Annotated in this window: 24 protein-coding genes; 3 read left to right on the top strand and 21 right to left on the bottom strand. The window is 64.7% G+C overall.

The window, feature by feature from the left end; translation table 11 throughout:
• Nucleotides 1-29 precede the first annotated feature (29 nt).
• Nucleotides 30-1,382, top strand: coding sequence for an adenylate/guanylate cyclase domain-containing protein (locus MJ956_RS17600; protein ID WP_253965742.1), 1,353 nt, complete (start codon nt 30-32; stop codon nt 1,380-1,382).
• A 13-nt stretch (nt 1,383-1,395) separates the two neighbouring features.
• On the opposite strand, the gene MJ956_RS17605 is transcribed toward MJ956_RS17600, so the two are convergent.
• The 13 genes from MJ956_RS17605 to MJ956_RS17665 form a co-directional block, all read right to left on the bottom strand.
• Complete coding sequence (locus MJ956_RS17605) at nt 1,396-2,247, bottom strand: GNAT family N-acetyltransferase (RefSeq protein ID WP_253965743.1); 852 nt, start codon at nt 2,245-2,247, stop codon at nt 1,396-1,398.
• The gene (locus MJ956_RS17610; protein WP_253965744.1) at nt 2,244-3,032 is read right to left on the bottom strand and encodes a polysaccharide deacetylase family protein; all 789 of its coding nucleotides are present in this window, start codon (nt 3,030-3,032) and stop codon (nt 2,244-2,246) included. The genes MJ956_RS17605 and MJ956_RS17610 overlap by 4 nt, the downstream gene beginning before the upstream one ends.
• 75 nt (nt 3,033-3,107) lie before the next feature.
• Entirely contained in the window at nt 3,108-3,284 is a 177-nt protein-coding gene (locus tag MJ956_RS17615; RefSeq protein WP_253965745.1) for a hypothetical protein, read from the bottom strand.
• A 319-nt stretch (nt 3,285-3,603) separates the two neighbouring features.
• Nucleotides 3,604-3,996, bottom strand: a complete 393-nt coding sequence (locus MJ956_RS17620) for a septal ring lytic transglycosylase RlpA family protein (RefSeq protein ID WP_253965746.1) — start codon at nt 3,994-3,996, stop codon at nt 3,604-3,606.
• A gap of 250 nt (nt 3,997-4,246) precedes the next feature.
• The gene (locus MJ956_RS17625) at nt 4,247-5,710 is read right to left on the bottom strand and encodes an alkaline phosphatase D family protein (protein WP_253965747.1); all 1,464 of its coding nucleotides are present in this window, start codon (nt 5,708-5,710) and stop codon (nt 4,247-4,249) included.
• Nucleotides 5,711-5,792: 82 nt separating this feature from the next.
• Entirely contained in the window at nt 5,793-6,653 is an 861-nt protein-coding gene (locus MJ956_RS17630; RefSeq protein WP_253965748.1) for a cell wall hydrolase, read from the bottom strand.
• A 139-nt stretch (nt 6,654-6,792) separates the two neighbouring features.
• Nucleotides 6,793-7,572, bottom strand: a complete 780-nt coding sequence (locus MJ956_RS17635; RefSeq protein WP_253965749.1) for a succinate dehydrogenase iron-sulfur subunit — start codon at nt 7,570-7,572, stop codon at nt 6,793-6,795.
• 145 nt (nt 7,573-7,717) lie between these two features.
• A complete protein-coding gene (locus MJ956_RS17640; RefSeq protein ID WP_253965750.1) occupies nt 7,718-8,890 on the bottom strand; it encodes an App1 family protein in 1,173 nt (390 codons plus the stop codon).
• Nucleotides 8,891-8,989: 99 nt separating this feature from the next.
• Entirely contained in the window at nt 8,990-9,631 is a 642-nt protein-coding gene (locus MJ956_RS17645; RefSeq protein ID WP_253965751.1) for a hypothetical protein, read from the bottom strand.
• Between the two features lie 553 nt (nt 9,632-10,184).
• The gene (gene sdhA / locus MJ956_RS17650; protein WP_253965752.1) at nt 10,185-12,041 is read right to left on the bottom strand and encodes a succinate dehydrogenase flavoprotein subunit; all 1,857 of its coding nucleotides are present in this window, start codon (nt 12,039-12,041) and stop codon (nt 10,185-10,187) included.
• Nucleotides 12,042-12,043: 2 nt separating this feature from the next.
• Nucleotides 12,044-12,424, bottom strand: coding sequence for a succinate dehydrogenase, hydrophobic membrane anchor protein (gene sdhD, locus MJ956_RS17655; protein WP_253965753.1), 381 nt, complete (start codon nt 12,422-12,424; stop codon nt 12,044-12,046).
• Nucleotides 12,425-12,435: 11 nt separating this feature from the next.
• Complete coding sequence (sdhC, locus tag MJ956_RS17660; RefSeq protein WP_253965754.1) at nt 12,436-12,828, bottom strand: succinate dehydrogenase, cytochrome b556 subunit; 393 nt, start codon at nt 12,826-12,828, stop codon at nt 12,436-12,438.
• 225 nt (nt 12,829-13,053) lie between these two features.
• Complete coding sequence (locus MJ956_RS17665; RefSeq protein ID WP_253965755.1) at nt 13,054-13,533, bottom strand: GNAT family N-acetyltransferase; 480 nt, start codon at nt 13,531-13,533, stop codon at nt 13,054-13,056.
• Nucleotides 13,534-13,860: 327 nt separating this feature from the next.
• On the opposite strand from MJ956_RS17665, the gene MJ956_RS17670 reads away from it, so the two are divergent.
• Nucleotides 13,861-15,045 (top strand): GGDEF domain-containing protein, encoded by a 1,185-nt coding sequence (locus MJ956_RS17670; RefSeq protein WP_253965756.1) that lies wholly within the window; start codon nt 13,861-13,863, stop codon nt 15,043-15,045.
• Nucleotides 15,046-15,073: 28 nt separating this feature from the next.
• Here MJ956_RS17670 and leuC read toward each other — a convergent pair whose 3' ends face one another.
• From leuC to MJ956_RS17680, 3 genes are all read right to left on the bottom strand, one after another.
• Nucleotides 15,074-16,492: a 3-isopropylmalate dehydratase large subunit gene (leuC, locus tag MJ956_RS17675; protein ID WP_253965757.1), complete on the bottom strand. Its 1,419-nt coding sequence runs from the start codon at nt 16,490-16,492 to the stop codon at nt 15,074-15,076.
• A 93-nt stretch (nt 16,493-16,585) separates the two neighbouring features.
• A complete protein-coding gene (locus tag MJ956_RS18850; protein WP_256477934.1) occupies nt 16,586-16,714 on the bottom strand; it encodes a hypothetical protein in 129 nt (42 codons plus the stop codon).
• A 59-nt stretch (nt 16,715-16,773) separates the two neighbouring features.
• The gene (locus tag MJ956_RS17680; RefSeq protein WP_253965758.1) at nt 16,774-17,568 is read right to left on the bottom strand and encodes a transcriptional regulator; all 795 of its coding nucleotides are present in this window, start codon (nt 17,566-17,568) and stop codon (nt 16,774-16,776) included.
• A 297-nt stretch (nt 17,569-17,865) separates the two neighbouring features.
• Between MJ956_RS17680 and MJ956_RS17685 the strand changes: the two genes are divergently transcribed.
• The gene (locus tag MJ956_RS17685; protein ID WP_253965759.1) at nt 17,866-18,108 is read left to right on the top strand and encodes a DUF2061 domain-containing protein; all 243 of its coding nucleotides are present in this window, start codon (nt 17,866-17,868) and stop codon (nt 18,106-18,108) included.
• 118 nt (nt 18,109-18,226) lie between these two features.
• Here MJ956_RS17685 and rplS read toward each other — a convergent pair whose 3' ends face one another.
• The 5 genes from rplS to MJ956_RS17710 form a co-directional block, all read right to left on the bottom strand.
• On the bottom strand, nt 18,227-18,685 hold the full coding sequence (rplS, locus tag MJ956_RS17690; RefSeq protein WP_253965760.1) for a 50S ribosomal protein L19: 459 nt from the start codon (nt 18,683-18,685) through the stop codon (nt 18,227-18,229).
• A gap of 228 nt (nt 18,686-18,913) precedes the next feature.
• Nucleotides 18,914-19,597, bottom strand: coding sequence for a tRNA (guanosine(37)-N1)-methyltransferase TrmD (gene trmD, locus MJ956_RS17695; RefSeq protein WP_253965761.1), 684 nt, complete (start codon nt 19,595-19,597; stop codon nt 18,914-18,916).
• A gap of 7 nt (nt 19,598-19,604) precedes the next feature.
• Nucleotides 19,605-19,907, bottom strand: a complete 303-nt coding sequence (locus tag MJ956_RS17700) for a putative quinol monooxygenase (RefSeq protein ID WP_253965762.1) — start codon at nt 19,905-19,907, stop codon at nt 19,605-19,607.
• A gap of 115 nt (nt 19,908-20,022) precedes the next feature.
• On the bottom strand, nt 20,023-20,601 hold the full coding sequence (gene rimM / locus MJ956_RS17705; RefSeq protein WP_253965763.1) for a ribosome maturation factor RimM: 579 nt from the start codon (nt 20,599-20,601) through the stop codon (nt 20,023-20,025).
• Nucleotides 20,602-20,756: 155 nt separating this feature from the next.
• Nucleotides 20,757-21,517: sensor domain-containing diguanylate cyclase (locus tag MJ956_RS17710; RefSeq protein WP_253965764.1), on the bottom strand; the 761-nt coding region annotated here is incomplete at its 5' end.

The raw sequence follows: 21,517 nt of genomic DNA on the forward strand, positions 1-21,517 counted from the left end.
GTTCACGAACGGGCTGCTTCGATCGCGGCATGAGCAAACGCGCCAAACTCGTTTCCCCTTTCGTGGGCCGTCGGACCGCCGGAGCGATCCCGGACCGGGTGCAGGAGGTCATCGCGGAGTTCGAGGCCGACAGCGAACGCCTGATCGGGTGGGTGCAGTTCGGCATCGGTGTTTTCATCACGCTCCTCTATTTCATCTCTCCGCGTCCGAGCGACGCGCTGATGCAACAGCCGGTGCCGGTCAGCCTGGCGATCTATCTCGCCTTCACCGCGCTGCGCCTGTTCCTGTCCTATCGGATCCGGTTGCCCGGCTGGTTTCTGGTCATCTCGATGCTGGTCGACATCGCGCTGCTGTACGGGCTTATCTGGTATTTTCACATCCAGTACGGCCAAAGCGCCGGCTTCTCCCTGCAGGCGCCCACGGTGATGTACGTCTTCATCTTCATCGCCATCCGCGCGTTGCGATTCGATCCGATCTGGGTGATCTCGATCGGCGCCATCGCCGCCCTCGGTTGGGTCGGCATGACGTTCTACGCCATAGACGCGGCGGGCATGCAGGCGATCACCCGCAGTTTCGTCGAGTATATCCAAAGCGATCGCATCCTGGTCGGCGCGGAAATCGACAAGATCGTCGCGATCCTCGTCCTGACCATCGTTCTGGCGCTGGCGCTGGCGCGCGCCAAGCGACTGCTCGCGGCGGCCGTTCTCGAGCATGTGGAACGCGAGGAAATCCGCCGCTTTCTTCCCGCCGACGTCGAGCGGGCCATCACCCAATCGCCGGTGGCGGTGGTGGCGGGCGACGCGGAGGAGCGGGACGCGGCGATCATCGTTCTCGACATTCGCGGGTTCACCAAATTCGTCGAGGCCAGCGAACCGAAGCGGGTGGTCGAAGCCCTGGTCGGCCTGCACGCGCTGATCGTTCCGATCATCCAGCGCCATGGCGGGATCGTCGACAAATATCTCGGCGACGGCCTGCTCGCGACCTTTGGGGCGACCTCCCACTCGCAGACGGCGGCGGCCGACGCGCTGCGCGCGCTCACGGAGATCATGGAGGTGTCGGCACACTGGTCGCGTGACATGGCCCAGGAACACGGTGACGGTTCGCTGCGGGTCAACGGCGCGGCCACCGCCGGCCCGGTGGTCTTCGCCGCGCTCGGCGACGAATTCCGGCTGGAATACACCGTCATCGGCGATGCCGTGAACCTCGCGGCGAAGCTGGAAAAACACAACAAGGTCGAGGCAACCTCCGCCCTGACCACCCAGGCGACATACGACCTGGCACGGATTCAGGGCTTTCCTGCTACAGAGAAGGCGACGCCACGCAGGAATTGCCAAGTCGCAGGCGTCGAAAAGCCGACAGACCTCGTTGTCCTCGCTGCTTGAACGAGGCAGCCGGTCAGGGCAGCTTCTGATCGAGCAGGATCACTTCGGAATAGAGATGGTCGATGTCACGGCCCCCGAGATCCGGCGAGCGGAACCAGCGGGGCAGGACGATCCGCTCGATGGTTCCAGGATCGTCCGCCGCCGCCATCCAGCGCGAATCCACCGCCAGCACACCCCTCTCGCCGGTCACGATCGCGTTGGCGATGGCCTGCGCGTTTGCCGAGAGAAAGGCCGGATCGCTGGCGTGCAAGATCTCGTGATAGGCGATGGCGTCGCCCTTCAGCTTGCGCTGCCAGACCAGCCACACGTCGCCGATGATCGCCTGATGCACATCGAAACCGGCATGATGGGCGAACATCATCCGCTGGGGCGGCGTCAGCCGTGTGCTGATCGCCACCAGATCGTGGACACAGGGCAGCGGCGCGGCGCGCGGCCGCGCAACGGGCCGGAACAGGCTGCGGGTATCGTCGAGAACCTCGAAACCCAGCGCGCGGATCTTGCGGCCGGTTGCCCGCCGGGCGGTCATCGTATGATAGGTCACGTCCGGCCTGGCCATACCGGCCTGGAGCAAGGCATCGCCGGTGCCACCCCCGCGATAATCGGCAAGCAGATACCAGGAGGAAAGATCGCAGAAGCGACGGGTTCGTCCGGCAATGTCCCGGTCGCTGTAGATGGTCGCCATGAAGCCGACGACGACGCCGCGATCCTCGACCAGCCAGCCCCGCTCGACCCCCTCCGGTCGCCAGGGATAGTCGAGAAGCAGCCGCCAGCGGTCGCGTGCAATCTTCGCGTTCATGTGGCCGTGCAAAAGCTCCACCACGGGCGCGATATCCGCCTCGTCGGCGGGCCGGACGACGACGCTCATCGTGATGTCGCCTTGGCGCCGGACCCGGCGTTTGCGAAGAGTAGGCCTATCCCGGTCCAACGCACCGCCGGGTGCGCCGCCAGCAGGCCCAGGATCTCGTCGAGAAACGCCCAGGTCTCGGCATCGTGATCGAGATGGTGGGTCAGAAGGCCGAAGGGCTCGTCGGGGTCGACCCGCCCGTAGCGGCGGTCGGCCAGTCGCTCCGCGCAGAGCCGAAGCAGTTTTTCGCGCCCGGCGAAACGCGCGCCGCCCTTCCAGGTGAGAAGGTCGAGATGGGCGTTGACCGCGACCACGCCCCCGGCGGCGCGGGCCGCCGAGCGCGGACCGAACACTGAAAGACCGATGAAATCATAGGCGGGTAGCGCTTCCTCGATCCGAGGCTCGATCCGATTCCAGGGCGGCACCATGACCGGGCGAAATCGCGGCCCGAAAGCAGCGGCCAAGCGCGCGCGGCCGGCGGCGAGTTCATCAAGGACGGCGGTGACCGGCCGGTCGCCACCGCATTCCACCGCGCGCTCGCCTGCTGTCGCATGGTTTTGGTGCGCGAAGCCATGCTGCAGCACGGTGACCAGCGGGTCGGACACAGCCGGAACCAGCGCATCGGACATGGGCGAAGGAACTACCGCCAGGGCGAGCGGCGCGCGATGACGGCGGGCCGCCGCGACAAGCCGTGCGAGCGCCGGAGTAGGCTGTGTCGCATCGTCGTCGCGCCACCACAGGTCAACGGTCCGGCCGTCGGCCGTCCACTGGTCCAATTCGCGTAAGAGATGGTCGACGCCCTGCATTACCGATGCTTTAGCCGGGCCGGACACGGCGGGCAATTCGGCGGGGCGATTGGCGCTGGCCGGATGCCGAGCGCGTCAGAATTTCTCCTCTTCTTCCGCGTCCTGTTCCTCGATCGGGATGTCCTTGCCGATCAGACGCTCCCCGTCCTTCTTGCCGCGAAAGGCATTGTCGGTCCGCTCCACGGCATTGCCGAGGACGTCACCATCGGTGCCGGGCGCTTGCGGCACTTGGGTGTTTTTGGGGTCCGGCATCGTTGTTCTCCTCGGTTCCTTGGCGCGGAAACCTGAATACTACCCGATCTGTTCCCTCTGGAAGCCCGATCGGCCTTGACGAGGCGGCTTTGGGCAGTTCGCTCATGACGACGAAAGCGCCCGACCCCGAGAGGAACGGACGCTCTGAACAACAGCTTGATGCGGAGAAATCTGATGGCGGCTCGGGCGCCGCCGTAACATCGGGAGGGAGGCATCCTGTTCCCCCTTCCCCCTCGTATTCCGACGGACCCCTACTTCCGTCAACCCCAGACCTATGCGGCCCTCATGCAGCGCTCGGTCGTGCCGGCGCGCCATCGCGTCAGATGATGTCGAGGCTGACCCGTGCGGTTCCGGACTGGATCATGCCGATCTTCGAGGCGGCTGCCCTGGACAGGTCGATGACCCGACCGCCGGCATAGGGACCGCGATCGTTGATACGCACGACGACGGACTTGCCGTTGCGCTGGTTCGTGACCCGGACCTTGGTGCCGAAAGGCAGCGTCTTGTGCGCCGCCGTCATCGAGTTCATGTTGAATTTTTCGCCGTTGGCGGTGGTGCGGCCGTGAAAGCGTTTGCCGTAATAGGAGGCCGCACCCGAAGCGGCTTTATGGGCACCATGCGCGGCGACCGGCGCGACGCTGACGGTGTATCCGGTAACCAGCGTGCTGGCGAAGAGCGCGGCGGCGAGCGCGGCCTTGGGCAGAAGCTTCATGACAAGTCCTAATATTGCGTTGCGACATTCGCGACGCCGGCCTTGTCGATAATTGCTGTGACGAAAAATTGAGCGGACCCCGGCAGCAATGGGGTCATTCCGTGATCACGGAACTTTTTTCGATTTGACCGCAACCCCCGGTCAACGCTGAGACAGCTCGGGGGATCGGCCTCATGAATGTGGCAATGACGGCCCGAACCGGTCACATTCGGCGCCGATTCCGCGCCGGATCGCCACCGGCTGTCGCCTTTCAAAGCGAAAGCATCGGCGTGCGGCCGCTGTCTTCGAGCTCCCATTGCGCCGTCCAAGCATATTCGGCGCGCGACAGGACCAGGTAATTCCGCTCGCCGGTATAGATCGCGCGCTTCGACGGCAGCGGCCGAAGACGGATTTTACGTTTCCGCAGCGGGCTTTCGCCGACACGCGCCAGGAGCCCGAGCATGCGGGGGTAAAATTCGCGCGGCGCCGGATGCGAGATCCCGGATGCGACGAGCTGGTGCAGGGTCGAACCGTCCTTCAGCCGCATTTCGCCACGGGTCGCGAGGTGGATTTCGCCCGACACCACGGTGACGTCGCCGCGATGGGCTTCGTGGCGTTCGGCGATGAGGCGCAGGAAGCGCTTCCATTCCTCCCGGTGGGCGCGGCTTTGCCACTGATCGCGCAGATCGTCCTCCAGCGCGCGAATCCTCGGCACGATGTCGGCGACCGCCTCCACCCAGCTGAGCCGTGGTCCCAACGCCGGAACGCTCGACATCAACAGGATGCGCTCGCCATCGGGCGTCGCGCCCATCGCACGTTGGAACCCGGACCAGCCGGCGTCACCCATCACCCGGTCGGGGCGCCGTTCGCTCCGGAGATCGGGGGCGAGGATGGACAGGCCCGGATAGCGCACGGCGACCCCCAGCGTCCGTCCGCTTCTATCGAACGCGATGTCGGGCATGGCACCATCATGCGCCGCGAGCTGGAACAGGAGAAACATCTCCCGCGCCACCTCGAACAGGCCGCGCCCGACCGGACTGTCAAGCAGCGGCTCGGGGTGACTGCCCCAGCCGTCGAAAATGTCGTGATCGTCCCACATCATCACCGATGGAATGCGTGCCGCCAACCTCCGCATCGCCGGCCGGGCGAAGGTGGTCAGATAGCGACGGAAATAAAAACGCCGGACGGCCTCGCGCGCGTCGTCGGTGAAGGCAATGTCCGCCCGCTGCCGCTTTGGCCGTTCGGACCAGCGCCGAACCACCTCGTGCGCTTCCAGCACATCGTCGGCATAGAGTTGATCGCCGCCCTGCAACATCAACGCGAAGGGCGCGCGCGCATGTTCTTCGACGAGGCGGCTCCACATCGCGTCGCGCTCGCCGACGTCGCGATCCAGATCGCCGTTCTCCTGGCCGTTGCATGAGACATAGGCGATCCGAACGCTCGGCTCGTCGGGCGGAGCGATCTCGAACCGCTCGCCGCCCAGTCGGTAGGATGTCGGCTGGCCCGCCGGCAAGGAGAAATCGTAGCGCCAGACCACGACGCCGCAAAGTGTGGCGATCCGCCGGGCTTTTATTGCCGCGCCCTCTTCGCCAACGTTCAGCGACGGCGGCTCGTGACTCTCTGGCCGCACGACGAGGGCGGCCAGACGGTTGCGATGACCATCGCCGCCGCGCGCATAGAGAATCGGCCCGATCCGGTCGATGGCCGGATCATCCTTGCTCTGTTCAACGATCATCGATCCCTGCCCGGATTGTCGTCAAACGCCCGCGCATCTGCCGCTCGGGAGAGCGGCGGCGGCGTTGCGTCCGGATATAGGTCTATTGGGCGAGGGTTCCGCCCACTGCGGACGCCGGCTCGTTCGCGGCCGCGAGAGAGGTCTCAGTCGCGGACTTGGCCGAGACACCCCGCACTGCGTCCTCGTTCGATAACCTTGCCGACTTCCCTTGCGGGACAGCGGCGGCGGCGGCCGCCTGCGCCTCGGCCGGCTCTGGGGTGGGATGTTCGGCGGTCAAGCCCTGCCAGAGCGCCAGAAACTGACTGTCTTCCGGCGTTCGCGCCTCTTCCTCTGCGACCGCGGCCACTTGCGTCCCCGCGTCCATCTTCGGCGTCGGGTTCCGCCGAATCCGGTCGATGGCTCCGGAGGCGCCCGCGCCGCGGATTTCCGCCTGGGAGGCCATCCTCACGTCGGGACGACGCCGGCGCGATACCTTTTCGTAAAACGCGTTGCCGCCGGCAATCGCCTTATAGTTCATGTTGTTATAGGGAAAACTCAGCCCGGCCGTATGAAAGAACTTGGCGTTCTCGACGCCGCCGTGCCGCTTGCCGGAGAGAACCTCGGCGGCCGTCTGCATGGCGAGTTCCTTGCCGGCGCCCATCTGCCGGGTCATCACCCCGGGGGCGAATTGGCGCGGCTGGCCGACGACGGCGCAGACATCACCGGGATAGCGATCCGACTCCACCCGGTTCATCACCACGGTGCCGACCGCCAGCATCCCATCAGGACTGGAGCGGTTGGATTCGAAATACATCGCCCGCGCCAGACACTCCTGGCTTGGCCCGTAGCTCATCGGCTTGATCACATCCTCGATTTCCGGCGTTCCCACGCAGGCGGCGAGAACGAAGGGTAGCAGGATGGCGGACACGCTCGCGGGGCGGCGGAAAGATCGGATGCTCGTCATCCCGCATCCGTGATGGGAGAAAATGTCCGGAAATTGGGCCGGCGGCGCGTTGACGCCCGATCGCGCTCGTTTTCACCGCCGGTGTGGCAGAGTCGCCGCATAGGTCTCGCTCCCCCGAAGCGAAACACGGCCCCCGCGATCAGACGCGGCGCTCGACCATCATCTTCTTGATTTCGGCGATCGCCTTGGCTGGGTTCAGCCCTTTCGGACAGGTCTGGGTGCAGTTCATGATCGTGTGGCACCGATACAGCTTGAACGGATCCTCCAGATCGTCGAGCCGCTCGCCGGTCGCCTCGTCGCGGGAATCGATCAGCCAGCGATAGGCCTGTAGCAGAACAGCCGGTCCGAGATAGCGCTCGCCGTTCCACCAATAGGAAGGGCACGAGGTCTGGCAGCAGAAGCACAGGATGCACTCATAGAGACCGTCGAGCTTCTCGCGATCCGCATGGCTCTGGCGCCACTCCTTCTCGGGCTCCGGCGTCTCGGTCTTCAGCCAGGGCTCGATCGAGCGAAGCTGGGCGTAGGGCACCGTCAGATCCGGGATCAGATCCTTGACCACCGGCATGTGCGGCAGCGGATAGACCTTCACCGGTCCGGCGATCTCGTCCATCCCCTTGGTGCAGGCGAGCGTGTTCGAGCCATCGATGTTCATGGCGCAGGAACCGCAGATGCCTTCGCGGCAGGAGCGGCGCAGCGTCAGGGTGGAATCGACCCGGTTCTTGATCCACAGCAGCGCGTCGAGGACCATCGGTCCGCAATCGTCGGTATCGACATAGAAGGTGTCGGTGCGCGGATTGGCCCCGTCATCCGGCGACCAGCGGTAGATCTTGAATTCGCGGACGTTCGCCGCCCCTGCCGGTTTGTCCCAGACCTTGCCCTCGTTGATCGTGGAGTTCTTCGGAAGGGCGAGTTCGACCATGATGCTTTATCCGGTGCCGGTTGGATTGGCCGCAACATAAAGCGTGCGCTGCAAAACACCAGAGACGAAACAGCGCGGTCGCGGCTCGAATCGTTTGAATGTCCGGGTTTTACGGTTTTATTCCAGCCCTGGGCGCTCAACCGACTTATGATCGGGAGGTTTCCTGAGAATCGCCCGCGCTGTCCTCGCTATCCCCCTCCTCACGCCGCCGCTGCTCGATGGCGGCGCGAACCTCGCCAATGACCGAGGATCGCGCCAAGCCGGCTTCCGCGGCCTGGTGCGCCGCCGTTTCCAGTGTCGGCGCGACCGTCACGGGGATGCCGGCGCGTTGGAGAGCTAAAACGCCTTCGTCGGCCTCCTCCGCGAGATGACCGCCCGTCACGTCCCGAATATACACCGCCAGGACGCGCCCCGGATAGCGGCGGGCCGCTTCGGCGTAGATGACGGCGTCGCGCTGACCGGAATCGCCGATCAACACGAACGACAATCGTGGATGGGCCGATATGATGCGCTCGATCATTTTCAGCTTGTGGTCGTCGTGGCCGCCCGTCAACCATTTGGTGGCGTCGAGACCGAAATCCTTCAGAAGCATCGGACCGAGCGGAATGTCGTGCAGCACCATGAAGCGCTCGAACAGATCGAACAGATTCCACGGGCTGGACGAGACGTAGAAGATCGGATTGGTTTGCGGGCCGGCCTCGCCCTCGGCGAGCGCGCGGTAGAGGTGCGTGACGCCGGGAAAGGCGGTCCGGCTCCGGGCCGAGTTCGCCGCCACCGTCCGCCAGTGTTTCAGAAAATTCGTGGCACCGGTCTTAACGATGGTGTCGTCGATATCGGAAATCACGCCGAACCGGGCTTTCGGCGAAACGACACGGATTTCCGCCTTCGCTCCCAGCGGCCGCAAATCGTAATACGGGGCATGGATGAGAATCAGTTCGACAGGGAGCCAAGGGGCCGCCTCGCTCCGGGCGGGATGTTCGATGGTGAGGTCGAAATATCCCTCCTCGTCGGTCGTCACCTCGCCGGTCACGCCGCCTGCCGAATAGGCAATTCGCGCGCCCCTGATCTCGTCGGTCTCGTAACGCTTGAGACTGAGCCACACATTGCCGAGGATCGATTCGGTGTGTTCGGCCGAGATTACGCCCTGATCCTCGATGACCCGGCCCCGCAGCCACAACCCATCCGGCGTTTGAAACCCACGATAGGCCAGAAGTATCGGCGTTCCCAGAAGGCCGGTCGCCCGCTTCGCATGGAAGCGGGCTCGATCCCATAGACCTTCGGCACGGTGAACGATCGAGTGAAATTTGTCGTGAGCCATCGGCGGAACGATAGGGCCGCGTCACGGCGCGGCGAGGAAAAATTTTGCTGGCGGACGACGGGCCGGTCGCTCGGCAACCGGCCAACTCTGTTGCGAGGACTATTTGGCGGGTGCGGGCGCCTCCGCCGAAGGGACGAGCTTGCCGGTCCTGCAGGCGTCCGACGTCGTGTTGAGGAAGGCGAAAATCGTCTTCTGGTCGGCTGCGCCGACGCGGCGGTCCTTCAACATGCGGTCGGCTACCGGCGGCGCCACCACGCTGGCGATCAGATAATCGCGTTGCGGATCCGACAGTTCGCTCATCGCTTCACTCGCGAGGCATTTGCAGGCGGCCGGCGTCATCTCTTTCATCTGCACGCCGCAGAGTCCGGCGATCAATTCGATCTGATCGTCGCCGCTGACGCGCGGCAGCTCGAATTTCTCGCCGACCTCGTTCGACGGCATGGCGCGGGGCTCGCTGTCCGCCCTGTTTGCCCCGGTGGCCGACGTCGCCGAGCCGGCCGGCGAACCGGTGGCCGTCGCATCGCTCGCCTCGCCGCCCGAAGCGGCAGGATACTCGGGCGTCTCCGTCGCGGCGGGGTCGGCCGGCGTCTGTATGCCTTGCGCGTTTTCGCTCGCGCCGACCTCGGCCGTTCCGTTGCTTTGGGTCTTCGGCAGCCCGGTCTCGGATTGCGCCCCGGCCGGCGCTGCCAAAAGAGCGAGCGCGGCAATTGCCGCGAGACCGGCGCCTGTGGATCGAATCATGCAGTTCCTCCGAAATGACTGAATGTCGGCCGCTCAAGCGGGCCGGTCACCGGTGCCCGCCGACACACTTAGCACGCCGATCGTAATGCGGCAGTCGGGATAGCGTGGCATCCCGCGAGATTGCGCGACGCGAAAAGCCGTCGAGGCCTGACATCGGAGCGAGCGATCAACCGGCTTTGCGCTTCACGGCCGGTTCCACAGCCGGCATGAGATCGGTGTTGGACTCGATCCGCAGCATCCTGACGTCCCGAACAGAGGGTGCAAACCAGTCAAATTCTTCGGTGAGATCCTGAATTGTCAGGACGCAGGACACCTCGTTGACGGTGTCGTCCCCGAATTAGGTGTTCCTTGCTGCCAGTCGAACCCGTGCTTTCCAAGAAACGCCCGGACCTCGTTGTCAGCATTGTTCCAGGAAGATCCTGGATAGACCTCTTTCTGTTCGTGCCGAGGTCGAAGACGATGGCGTACATCGAACCCTGTCTCCCGCTGCTGTGCCCGATCCGAGTCATCGAAACCTCCATCAACGGGAGAATGGAGCGTCCCGCTTTCGCGATCAATACACCCGCGTCTTTGGCTCGATGTAGTCGATCTCGTTCGACAGCGTATAGGCATGCACCGGCCGGTCCTCGAGCGTCACGGTCCTTGCGCCGGTATCGCAGAAGGACAGCGTGTGCTTCATCCAGTTCACGTCGTCGCGGTCGGGAAAATCCTCGCGCGCATGGGCGCCGCGCGATTCCGTGCGGTTGCGCGCCGAATCCATCGTCACCACGGCCTGGGCGATCAGATTGTCGTATTCGAGCGTCTCGACGAGGTCGGTGTTCCAGATCAACGAGCGGTCAGTCACCCGTACGTCTTGCGAAGCAGACCAGACGGCGTGGATATTCTGGTGGCCTTCCTCGAGAACCTCGCCGGTGCGGAAGACCGCGCAGTTCGACTGCATGGTCTGCTGCATCCGGTCGCGGAGCTCGGCGGTCGGCGTCGAACCTGCGGCATGGCGGAACCGGTCGAGGCGGGCGATCGCCTTGTCGCTGGCATCGGCGGGCAGCGGCGCATGGCCCTCGCCGGACGTGACCGTCTCGGCGCAGCGCAGCCCCGCGGCACGGCCGAAGACGACGAGATCTATCAGCGAATTGGAGCCGAGCCGATTGGCGCCGTGGACGGAGACGCAGGCCGCCTCGCCCACCGCCATCAGTCCCGGCACCACCGTATCCGGATCACCGTCCTTCTTGGTCAGCACCTCGCCGTGATAATTCGTCGGGATGCCGCCCATGTTGTAATGAACCGTCGGCAGCACCGGGATCGGCTCGCGGGTGACGTCGACGCCGGCGAAGATCTTCGCCGATTCCGAAATGCCGGGAAGCCGTTCGTGCAATACGGCCGGATCGAGATGGTCGAGATGCAGGAAGATGTGATCCTTCTGCTTGCCAACGCCGCGTCCCTCGCGAATTTCCAGCGTCATTGCGCGGCTGACCACGTCGCGCGACGCCAGATCCTTGGCCGACGGCGCATAGCGCTCCATGAAGCGCTCGCCCTCCGAATTGGTGAGATAGCCGCCCTCGCCGCGCGAGCCCTCGGTGATCAGGCAGCCCGCGCCGTAGATGCCGGTCGGATGGAATTGCACGAACTCCATGTCCTGGAGCGGCAGCCCCGCCCGGAGCACCATCGCGTTGCCGTCGCCGGTACAGGTGTGGGCGGAGGTCGCCGAAAAATAGGCCCGGCCGTAGCCGCCGGTGGCCAGGATCGTCTTCTTGGCGCGAAAGCGATGCAACGTGCCGTCGTCGAGGCAAAGCGCGATCACGCCCCGGCAGGCACCCTCCTCATCCATGATCAGGTCGATGGCGAAATATTCGATGAAAAACTCGGTGGAATGGCGCAGCGACTGGCCATAGAGCGTATGCAGCATCGCGTGGCCGGTCCGGTCGGCGGCGGCACAGGTGCGCTGGGCAGGCGGCCCCTGACCGAAATCGGTGGTCATGCCGCCGAAGGGCCGCTGGTATATCTTGCCATCCTCGGTCCGTGAGAACGGCACGCCGAAATGCTCCAGCTCGTAAACCGCCGCCGGCGCCTCGCGCACCAGATATTCGATGGCATCCTGGTCGCCCAGCCAGTCCGACCCCTTGACGGTGTCGTACATGTGCCAGCGCCAGTCGTCCTTGCCCATGTTGCCCAGCGAGGCGGCGACGCCGCCCTGCGCGGCGACGGTATGGGAGCGGGTCGGGAACACCTTGGTAATGCAGGCGGTCTTGAGCCCGGCCTGCGCGGCGCCCAGCGTCGCGCGAAGTCCCGCGCCGCCGGCTCCGACGACGACGACGTCGAAGGTGTGGTCGGTGATCGGATAGGCCTTGCCGTTCTGGGCCGGGGCGCTGCGATGCGGCTGCCCGGCTCCGTTGCCGGTTCCATTCGATGCCATGGTCAGACTCCGAAGCTCATCTTGACGATCGCGAACAGGCTCGCGCCGGCGATGGCGACCGCGAAAAACGTATTGAGAATCACGAGGATCACTTTCATCCCGCCGTGCACGTAATCTTCGATGATCACCTGCATGCCGAGCCGCATGTGGATCGCCGCCGACACCGTCACCAGCGCCATGGCGATACCGACCAACGGATTGGCGAAGGCGGCGCGCACGTCCGCATAGCTCTCGTTGTGGAGGGCGATGACGAGGATCACGAAGAAGCTGATCAGAAACAGGTTGGCGACAGCGGTCAGCCGCTGCTGCCAGAAGTGCTCGGTGCCACTGGTCGCCGAACCAAGGCCGCGCACCCGGCGCAACGGTGTTCTCATGTCGGTCATGGCGCGCTCCCTCAACCGAAGATCAAAATGGCGATCCAAAGGATCAGCGTGACGGCCAGCGAGGCCACCAGCGTCGCCTGGGCCAGACGGGTCGAGGTTTCCTTGCCCAACCCTCGCCCGGTATCCCAGATCAAGTGCCGAATGCCGCCGAACATGTGATGGAGCAGCGCCCAAGTGTAGCCGAACAAGATCAGCTGCCCGATGATCGAGCCGAAGAAGGCGGACGCGTATGAGAATGCCTCCGGACCGCCGGCCGCGGCGACCAGCCACCAGACGAAGAACAGCGTGCCCACGTAAAGCGCGCTGCCGGTGATTCGATGCAGAATCGACATCGCCATGGTGGGGCGGAATTTGTAGATGCTGAGATGCGGCGAGAGGGGCCGCGTGGATGGGGCGTCGGACATCGGTGCTCTCTCGTCCTTGAATTTCCCTTGCGCCATGCAGCATATAGGCACCGGGCCCGTATCGCACAGCGCGGTCGGATGCCTCCTTAAAAGGCTTATCGCAACTGCGAAAGCAAGCCTTTCGCGTTGCAGTAGGGGCGGCAAGGCTGGCTTAATCGATTAGGCGCGGCAAGAAGGCGCGGCAACCTCGGCCGACACCTGCCCCGCGCCCCTGCAAGTTTCGAATCACTTCGGCGAGGGTTCGCGGTCGATGAAGCGGATGACATAGCTCGACCAGTCCGCCGGATCGGCGATCTTTTCATAAAGCCGGCGTCCATTGCCGGGATTTCGCGGCGAATGCAGCACCAGCTTCGACCAGCCGCGACCGTCGGCTTCATCGGCGAGAAGATCGATCATCGCCTTGGCGATGCCTTTGCGGCGATGGCGGTGATCCACGTAAATATGATCGGCGAGCCCGGAGCGCATGCCCGTCCACACGTCCGGAATGTCATAGAAGAGGACGAAGCCGACGAGTTCGCCGTCGAGCCGCGCGCCCAGCAATTCCGCCGTCCGGTCCTGCAGTAGTTGCTCCGCGTAATAGGTGTCCGGGGACCCCGGCGCCCCGCGAAAGAGCGATTGGTTGTAGGCCGAGATCAGCGGTGCCAAATCGCGCGCGTCGCTGAGGCGCAGGCGCCTGATCTCGATGTCGGGGGTCGGCGTCTCCATAGGCAAAAGCCTTTCACGCCTGCGGGAGCCGGCGTCAAGACCCCCAAGGCGGGATCTTCTCGGCTGAGGTCATCCGACGGCATCGGACCGCCGCCGCCTAAAAAATGCCGCAAGGTCGCCAGCCCAAACCGGACCATAAACCCCTATGCTACTGTTTTCATGAATAAATCTCTAGTTGCAATGCCGGATCAATACTACACGCGACTTAAGAGATCCGTTAACTCAAGCCGGCTACGGTTATCCCACCCAACGGCGCTGGCCGCTTTCGCCCTTACCACTATCTCATCGGTCGCTCCCGAAGAGACCGTCTTTCAAATATGAGCCGACATGAGCGAAGCAGACATTCTGGCCTGGTGCGTGCCTCTCGCTCTGGCGGCGATCTCGGGGGTCTTCCTCGTCCTCGGTGTCACCGTTCCCGGCGGGGTCTCATGGGGCATCGCCTACGCGCTGGCGGCCATCGCCTACACGACGGCGATCTTTCCGGGCGGGGACTACGGCGTCGCGAAAGCGATCCTCGAAGACTCGCTGTTCCTGTTCGCCATGGCGGCGATGGCGCGCGGCATATCCGAGCGGTTCCAGCGCCGTCCGCGCGACTTCGCCGCCTTGGCCGTGGTCGCGCTGACGCTTCTCGTCGCCGGACTCGCTCTGGTCTTCTACGACAGCGTTCCGGCCGAAATTGCCGCCGTGCAGACCGGGTGCGCCGCCTTCGCCCTCTTCGCCGCTACGCAGATGTGGGGCAACCTGCAAAAGCCGGTCAACCGGGCATTGTTCGCACTCGCCCTGTTGCTGGCGGCAAACCTGCTGGCTCAGAATGTCATTTTCCTCGTCGATCCGTCTCCGCAACTGACGACCGCCGATTGGCGCCTGTCGAGCTGGGCGTTTTTCTTCCAGCTCGGGGGCATCGCATTCGGTCTGCTGTTCGCCTTTACCGCGCTCATCGCCATCGGTCTCGATGCCGTCGAGCGCTACCGCGTCTCCTCCGAGACCGATCTTCTGTCCGGCCTTCTCAATCGCCGCGGTTTCGAGCTGCAACTGCGTGCCGCCACCGAGCGCCGGGGAGCCGAAGGTGCGCTCGTCCTGATCGACGTCGACTACTTCAAAGCGGTGAACGACCGCAACGGCCACGCAGCCGGCGACATGGTGATCGCCGGCCTGGGGGCGCTTCTCGGTCTGTTCGCGGACCGCCTCGGCTTTGCCGGACGTATGGGCGGCGAGGAGTTCGCGATCTTCGTCGAAGGCGCCGACACATCGGCGGGCGCGGCGAAAGCCCTCGAAATCCGCGAGGCGCTGAAGGGTGTCGCCTGGCCGCTGCCGCTGGCCGGTATTCAGATTACCGCCAGCTTCGGCGTCGCCGCCGCCAGGCCGGGCGAGAGCTTCGAGGCCGCCTACCGGCGGGCGGACGATCGGCTCTACCAGGCAAAGCAAGCCGGCCGGGACTGCGTCATCGCGGCCGAGGCAGCCGCTGAAACCAAGCAATCGGACGAAGCGGGATCAATCTCGATGGTCGCCTGATCCCGTTCGCCCGCCGCCGGGGGGGTCGCTATTTCCAGGTCCTGATGTCGACGAAGCGGCCGGCGATCGCCGCCGCCGCCGCCATCGCCGGCGACACCAGATGGGTGCGCCCCTTGGAGCCCTGACGGCCCTCGAAATTGCGGTTCGAGGTCGAGGCGCATCGCTCGTGCGGCTTCAGCCGGTCCTCGTTCATGCCGAGGCACATGGAGCAGCCGGGCTCGCGCCATTCGAAGCCGGCAGCCATGAAGATCCGGTCGAGCCCTTCTTCTTCCGCCTGCGCCTTCACCAGCCCCGAGCCGGGGACGATCATCCCGGAGACGCCCGCCGCCATACGGCGCCCCTCGACCACCTGGGCGACGGCCCGCAGATCCTCGATCCGGCCGTTGGTGCAGGAGCCGATGAAGATCTTGTCCACCGCGATGTCGGTGATCTTCGTGCCGGGAGTCAGCCCCATGTATTCCAAAGCGCGCTGCTTCGATTTCCGCTTGTTCTCGTCCGGGATGGCCGCCGGGTCGGGTACGACGCCCTCGACCGAGACGACGTCCTCGGGCGAGGAGCCCCACGAGACGACCGGCGGCAAGTTGGCCGCATCGAGCCGCACCACCTTGTCGTAATGGGCGTCCGCGTCCGATGTCAGCGACCGCCAATAGGCAACCGCCATGTCGAATGCCTCGCCCTTGGGCGCGCGTGGCTTGTCCTTGATATAGGCGAAAGTGGTCTCGTCCGGCGCGATCAGCCCGGCCCGCGCGCCGGCCTCGATCGACATGTTGCAGATCGTCATCCGCCCTTCCATCGACAGGGCGCGGATCGCCTCGCCGGCATATTCGATGACATAGCCGGTGCCGCCCGCCGTGCCGATTTCGCCGATGATCGCCAGGATGATGTCCTTGGCGGTGACGCCGTCGGGAAGCTGGCCGTTCACCTCGACCAGCATGTTCTTCGCCTTCGACTGGATCAGCGTCTGGGTGGCCAGCACATGCTCGACCTCCGAGGTGCCGATGCCGTGCGCCAGCGCGCCGAAGGCGCCGTGGGTGGAGGTGTGGCTGTCGCCGCAGACGATGGTCATGCCCGGCAGGGTGAAACCCTGTTCGGGACCGATGATGTGGACGATGCCCTGCCGCCGGTCGACCTCGTTGAAATACTCGATGCCGAAATCGGCGGCGTTCCTCGCCAGCGCCTCGACCTGGATGCGGCTCTCCTCGTTGGCGATGCCATGCGAGCGATCCGTGGTCGGTACGTTGTGATCGACGACAGCAAGCGTTTTTTCCGGCTGGCGCACCTTGCGGCCGGCGAGCCGCAGACCCTCGAAAGCCTGTGGGCTCGTCACCTCATGGACGAGATGGCGATCGATATAGATCAGGCAGGTGCCACCCTCCTGTTCCTCGACCAGATGTTCGTCCCAGATCTTGTCATAAACGGTGCGAGGTTTGGCTTCGGCGTTGCTCATGGCTCTGTCCTTTTCCGACGGCTCTCGGACCACCGGCGGTCGAATGGGCGAAAGGATGGATCGCGCGCGCCTCAGGGGCGCTCGTCGGCCGCGCTACCTGCCATCGGCGGCGATCAGCCGGTAGAAGAAACGGCCGGGCAGACGCACATGATCGGAGAGCCCGGCGAAGCCCTCGCTGGTCGGCAGATGCGCCCGCGCTTTCCGATTCCGGATTCTCGTCATGCACACGAAATAGCAATTGCCGACGCAAGTGACAATCGGCGCGTTCGCCTGCGGCGCGCCTATCCGGAAACCACCAAATCCTCGATGAATCGCGGTGTATGCCGCGCCTCGAAGTCGGCCTCGCGCACCAACCCGTCGAAGTGCCGGGTCAGTTCCATCACCTGCCGACGCTCGCGAAAGGCGAGATAGAAGCGGCCGACATAGACCGCCGCCTGCAACGGGCCGAAGATCGTCACCGGGGCGGAGAACACCTTCTTGCGGTCGAACAGATACAGCCGGAGCGAAGGATAGAGCTCCTCGGTCAAACGGGCCAAACGCTCGAGCTGCGCTCGCCTTTCCTCCGGCGTCAGGCCGCGCCAGTAGCCCTCGCCGGCCGCGAAACTCTCCAGCGCATCGATCGGCATGGCGATCTCGTAGTCGGTGTCGGGCGCCCGGAGATAGGCGAGGCGGTCGCGCATGTCGGCGATCGCCTGGTCGGAGGTGCGGCCGAGAAAGTCACCATACTCGAAATGCAGCACGGCCTCGGATTTCAGCATGTCCGGCAGGGTCGCCGGAACGTGGCGGATCTTGTAGCCGCGCGCCTCCTCGTGCCAGCGATAGATCGACTTGTCGGACGGGGCGCGCGCCGCTTCCTCGATGCGCATCGCCACCTGCAGAACGTCAGCGCTGCGCTCGCGCCGGTCGGTCAATCCCAGCAGCCAGTCGCAGGAGACGCCGAGCGCGCTGGCGCATTCGGCCGCGAATTGCGCGTTCGGCAGGCGCCCGTCGTCGGAGGACAGGATCAGCGAGACGGTCGAGCGATCGGCGCCGGTCGCCCGAGCCAGCCCGCTCTTGGACAGGGCCGCCGAGGTCATTGCGGCGTTCAATCGCTCTCGGAAAAGCCGGGATCTTTGTCGTTTATCCATAACTGATGATTTTTATCACTATACGAGTAGAATATCTACATTCGTGAATCAAAACATGAGAATTCACGGAATTCCCGCGAGGGGCTGAAAAGCCTATGGTCGTGACATCTGCTTCCAGGGCGCCGGCTTTCCAGCCCGCCTCCCAAGCCGGTGCCGGCGCTCTGGACTTCGAAAAACATGCGAATCCGACCATCGATGCGGCGCATCGTGGCAGAAGGATTCGTTCAGACGCATGGAGATCACCCGATGGAAACCCGCGTGCGGAGCCTTGTGAAAGCCGCGTCCTGGCAGCTCTTGGGCCTCGTGACGATGTCGATCCTGGGGTTTCTGTTTACCGGCTCGCTCACCTCCGGTGGCGCGCTCGCCGCCGCATCGGGCCTGCTCGGCTTCTTCACCTATCTCGCGCATGAACGGGCGTGGGCCGGCATTCGATGGGGCTGGATTTCGGCAACCGGCACGATCCACGAGCCGACCAGCGCCGAACGATAACGTCGCCGCCGAGCAGTGCTGCCCCCTGGTATGGAGGCTGGTCGCGATCCTGGGCCAAAACGCAAGAAAGCGGCCCCGGGGGCCGCTTTCTGAAATTCCTTCCGACTGAAAGGTCGGCTTATTCGGCGGCGTCCTTGGCCGCCTGCTTCTCGGCCTTGGCCTTGTCCCGCTCCGCGACGGCGATCTGGCGGGCGTCGTCGTTCAGCTTGCGGGCGCGCACATTGGTCGCCTCGACGATGCGGGCCGACTTGCCCCGGCGATCGCGCAGATAATAGAGCTTAGCCCGCCGCACCTTGCCGCGCCGCACGACCTCGACCGAGTCGAGCTGCGGCGAATAGAGCGGAAAGACGCGCTCGACGCCTTCGCCATAGGAGATCTTGCGGACGGTGAAGTTTTCCTGAAGGCCGGAGCCGGAACGCGCGATGCAGACCCCTTCATAGGCCTGGACGCGGGTGCGCGTGCCCTCGGTGACCTTGACGTTGACGCGCAACGTATCACCGGCGGAGAATTCGGGAATGGTACGGATCGCGTTGATCCGTTCGGCCTCGGCGGCCTCGAGTTCGGAGATGATGTTCATGGCATAGCCTCAATTCGTTTCATGCCGGAAAAGTCAGTCTCAGCCGACATGGCCGCGGGTACGGTCAAGTTATTCTGAGGAAATCGGTGTCGCCCATACACCGCTTTGCCGCCATTGTCACTATCTCACGTCGACTTGCGACACGACTTTTGCGGGACCAGGGCGCCAACGGCATTCGCGGCAGTTCGGTTTATGCCCGAACGGTGCCGTGGAGTCGATCAAGCAACGTCAGTCGGAGAGCAAATCCGGTCGTCGCGCGTGGGTAATCCGTTGCGCCTCGGCCTGCCGCCAGCGTTCGACCGCCCCGTGGTCGCCCGACGTCAGGACGTCGGGAATCGTGCGCCCCTCCCATTCCGCAGGCCGGGTATAGTGGGGATGTTCGAGCAGGCCCGTTTCGAAGCTTTCCGTCTCACCCGATCGGGCGTTGCCCATGACGCCGGGCAGCAACCGGACCACGGCGTCGAGCAGCACCATCGCGGCGACTTCACCGCCGGAGAGGATGTAATCGCCGATCGAGACCTCGACGAGGCCGCGCGCCTCGATGACCCGTTCGTCGACCCCCTCGAAGCGCCCGCAGACGATCACGGCGCCCACGCCCGCCGCGAGTTCGCGCACCCGCGCCTGCGTCAGCGGCTTGCCGCGCGGGCTCATCAGCAGCCGGGGACGCGGGTCGCCCGCCGGCGAGGCCGAGTCGACCGCTGCCGCCAAAACATCGGCCCGCATCACCATACCGGCGCCACCGCCCGACGGGGTGTCGTCGACCATGCGGTGGCGACCGACGCCGAAGTCGCGAATCTGCACCGTCTCCAGCGCGAAATCGCCGCGTTCCAGCGCCTTGCCGGCCAGCGAGACGCCGAGCGGTCCGGGAAACATCTCCGGATGGAGCGTCAGGACAGAGGCGCGGAAGCTCATGACAGGCTCAGGCGAGTGGTTCGCTCTTGGCGACCTCGATGATCTTCAGCTCGCGGCCGAGTATCTCGACCTTGCTCAGCGCCGCCCGCCAGGCGGCAATGTGGTCGGATTTGCCATGCCGGGCGAGATCATCCCGGCTCTCCCACTCCTCGTAAATCCGCACCAGACCCGGCTCGCTCAGATCCTCGGCGAAAGAATAGACGATGCATCCCGTCTCAGCGCGGGTCGCGGCGATGGTGGCCTTGGCCGTTTCACGCAAAGCTTCGAGATCGGTGGGATGAAGACGCTGGGTTCCGGCGACGATGATCATGGAGCGGTCCTTACAGTAGCGGGCGGGACCAAATCCCTGCCGCAGGTAAACAAGGAATTGGTTACGCGCCGCAAGGCGCGGAGTAAACCGACGGGGATGACGCCGGAGCCGGGCGTCAGTCCTGGTCAGCCGTTGGCTCGCTCACATCTTCGGGCTCGTCGGTGTCCGCCTCGGCAAGCCCGGCGGCGAAAGGTTCGACGATGATCACGCCACGCTCCGCGTCGATCTCAGGAACCGCGGCCTCGGAAAACGGGATCATCACGGTCGGGCCTTCCGGCGGCTTGATCTCGACAATGTCGCCGGCGCCGAAATCATGGAACGCCACGACCGTGCCGACGACCGCGCCCGACCCCGTCTCCACCGCGAGGCCGACAAGGTCGTCGAGGTAGAATTCGTCCGATTCCTCGGGCTCCGGCAAGGCGGACCGGTCGACGAAAAGTTCCCGGCCGTTCAGTCGCTCGGCATGGTTGCGATCCTCAACCTCGACAAAGCGAACCACGACGACGTTCTTCTGCCGGCGCGCGCTCTTAACCGTGTAGCGGTTGCCCTCCGTGTCGAAGAGTGGCCCGTAGGCGCCAAGATCGGTCGGATCTTCCGTAAAGGACCGCACCCGGCATTCGCCCTTGAGCCCATGTGCGCCGCCGACGACGCCGAGGAGGACGGGATTTTCCGGTTTCGATGACACTGGCGGCACGGGGCTTCACATCCATTGGCGCCTGACGCGCCGAATTCGACAACGCTCTCCACGACCACGGCAACCGGATACGCAATCAGGCGCCCAAACTACCGAGTCCGTGCGAGCGATGCATCCGGTAGCAGGTTCAGGCCATCGACGAAACGTCGCTGGCCTCAAGCATCGCCGGCCAGGTCCACGTCCTCAGTCGTCTTGCCGCGGCGATCGAGGCCGGCTTCCAGGTAATGAAGGCGTTTCGACTCGTACATCCGGGCGTCGGCGCGCTTGATCGTGTCCTCCAACCGCTCGCTCGGCATCGCCGTCGCCATGCCGAGCGAAAAGGAAAGCGCGGTACCGGAATAGAACTGATTGTTGACCTCGACCAGATCCTGAATCGCGATCATCATCTCGCGCCCCTCGGCTTCCGAACTCGCGGGCATCAGAACGATGAACTCGTCTCCCCCGATCCGGGCGGCGTGGCAGGGTTTCGCGACCGCTTCGTTCAGCACTTCGCCAGCCCGTCGAAGCAGCGCGTCTCCGGCCGCGTGTCCCAGACTGTCGTTGATGGACTTCAGCCCGTTGAGATCGACGACGACGACGCTCACCGGACCGGGGCCCTTGCGTTCCAGCCGGTTCAACTCGTCCACGAAGAACGACCGATTGTAGAGTTTCGTCAGGACATCATGCTTGCCGAGATATTCCAGATAGGCCTCGGCCTTCTTGCGCGCGGTAATGTCCGTCAACGCCACCTGCACCAGCGACCAGTCGGCCTCGCGCCCCGGAAACACGGAAAACTGCATGTGGACGTGAAGTTCCTCACCGTCGAGGGCGTAGTTGACGACCTCGCGCTGTTGAAACAGCTTGCCGTTCCACAGGTCGATGAGCTGCTCGCGGAAATACTGCTCCATGCCGTCCCGGAAGACCTCGTCGAGACGGC

Origin of the sequence: Aurantimonas marianensis (genome assembly GCF_024195285.1) — a bacterium.
Classification (GTDB): domain Bacteria; phylum Pseudomonadota; class Alphaproteobacteria; order Rhizobiales; family Rhizobiaceae; genus Aurantimonas; species Aurantimonas marianensis.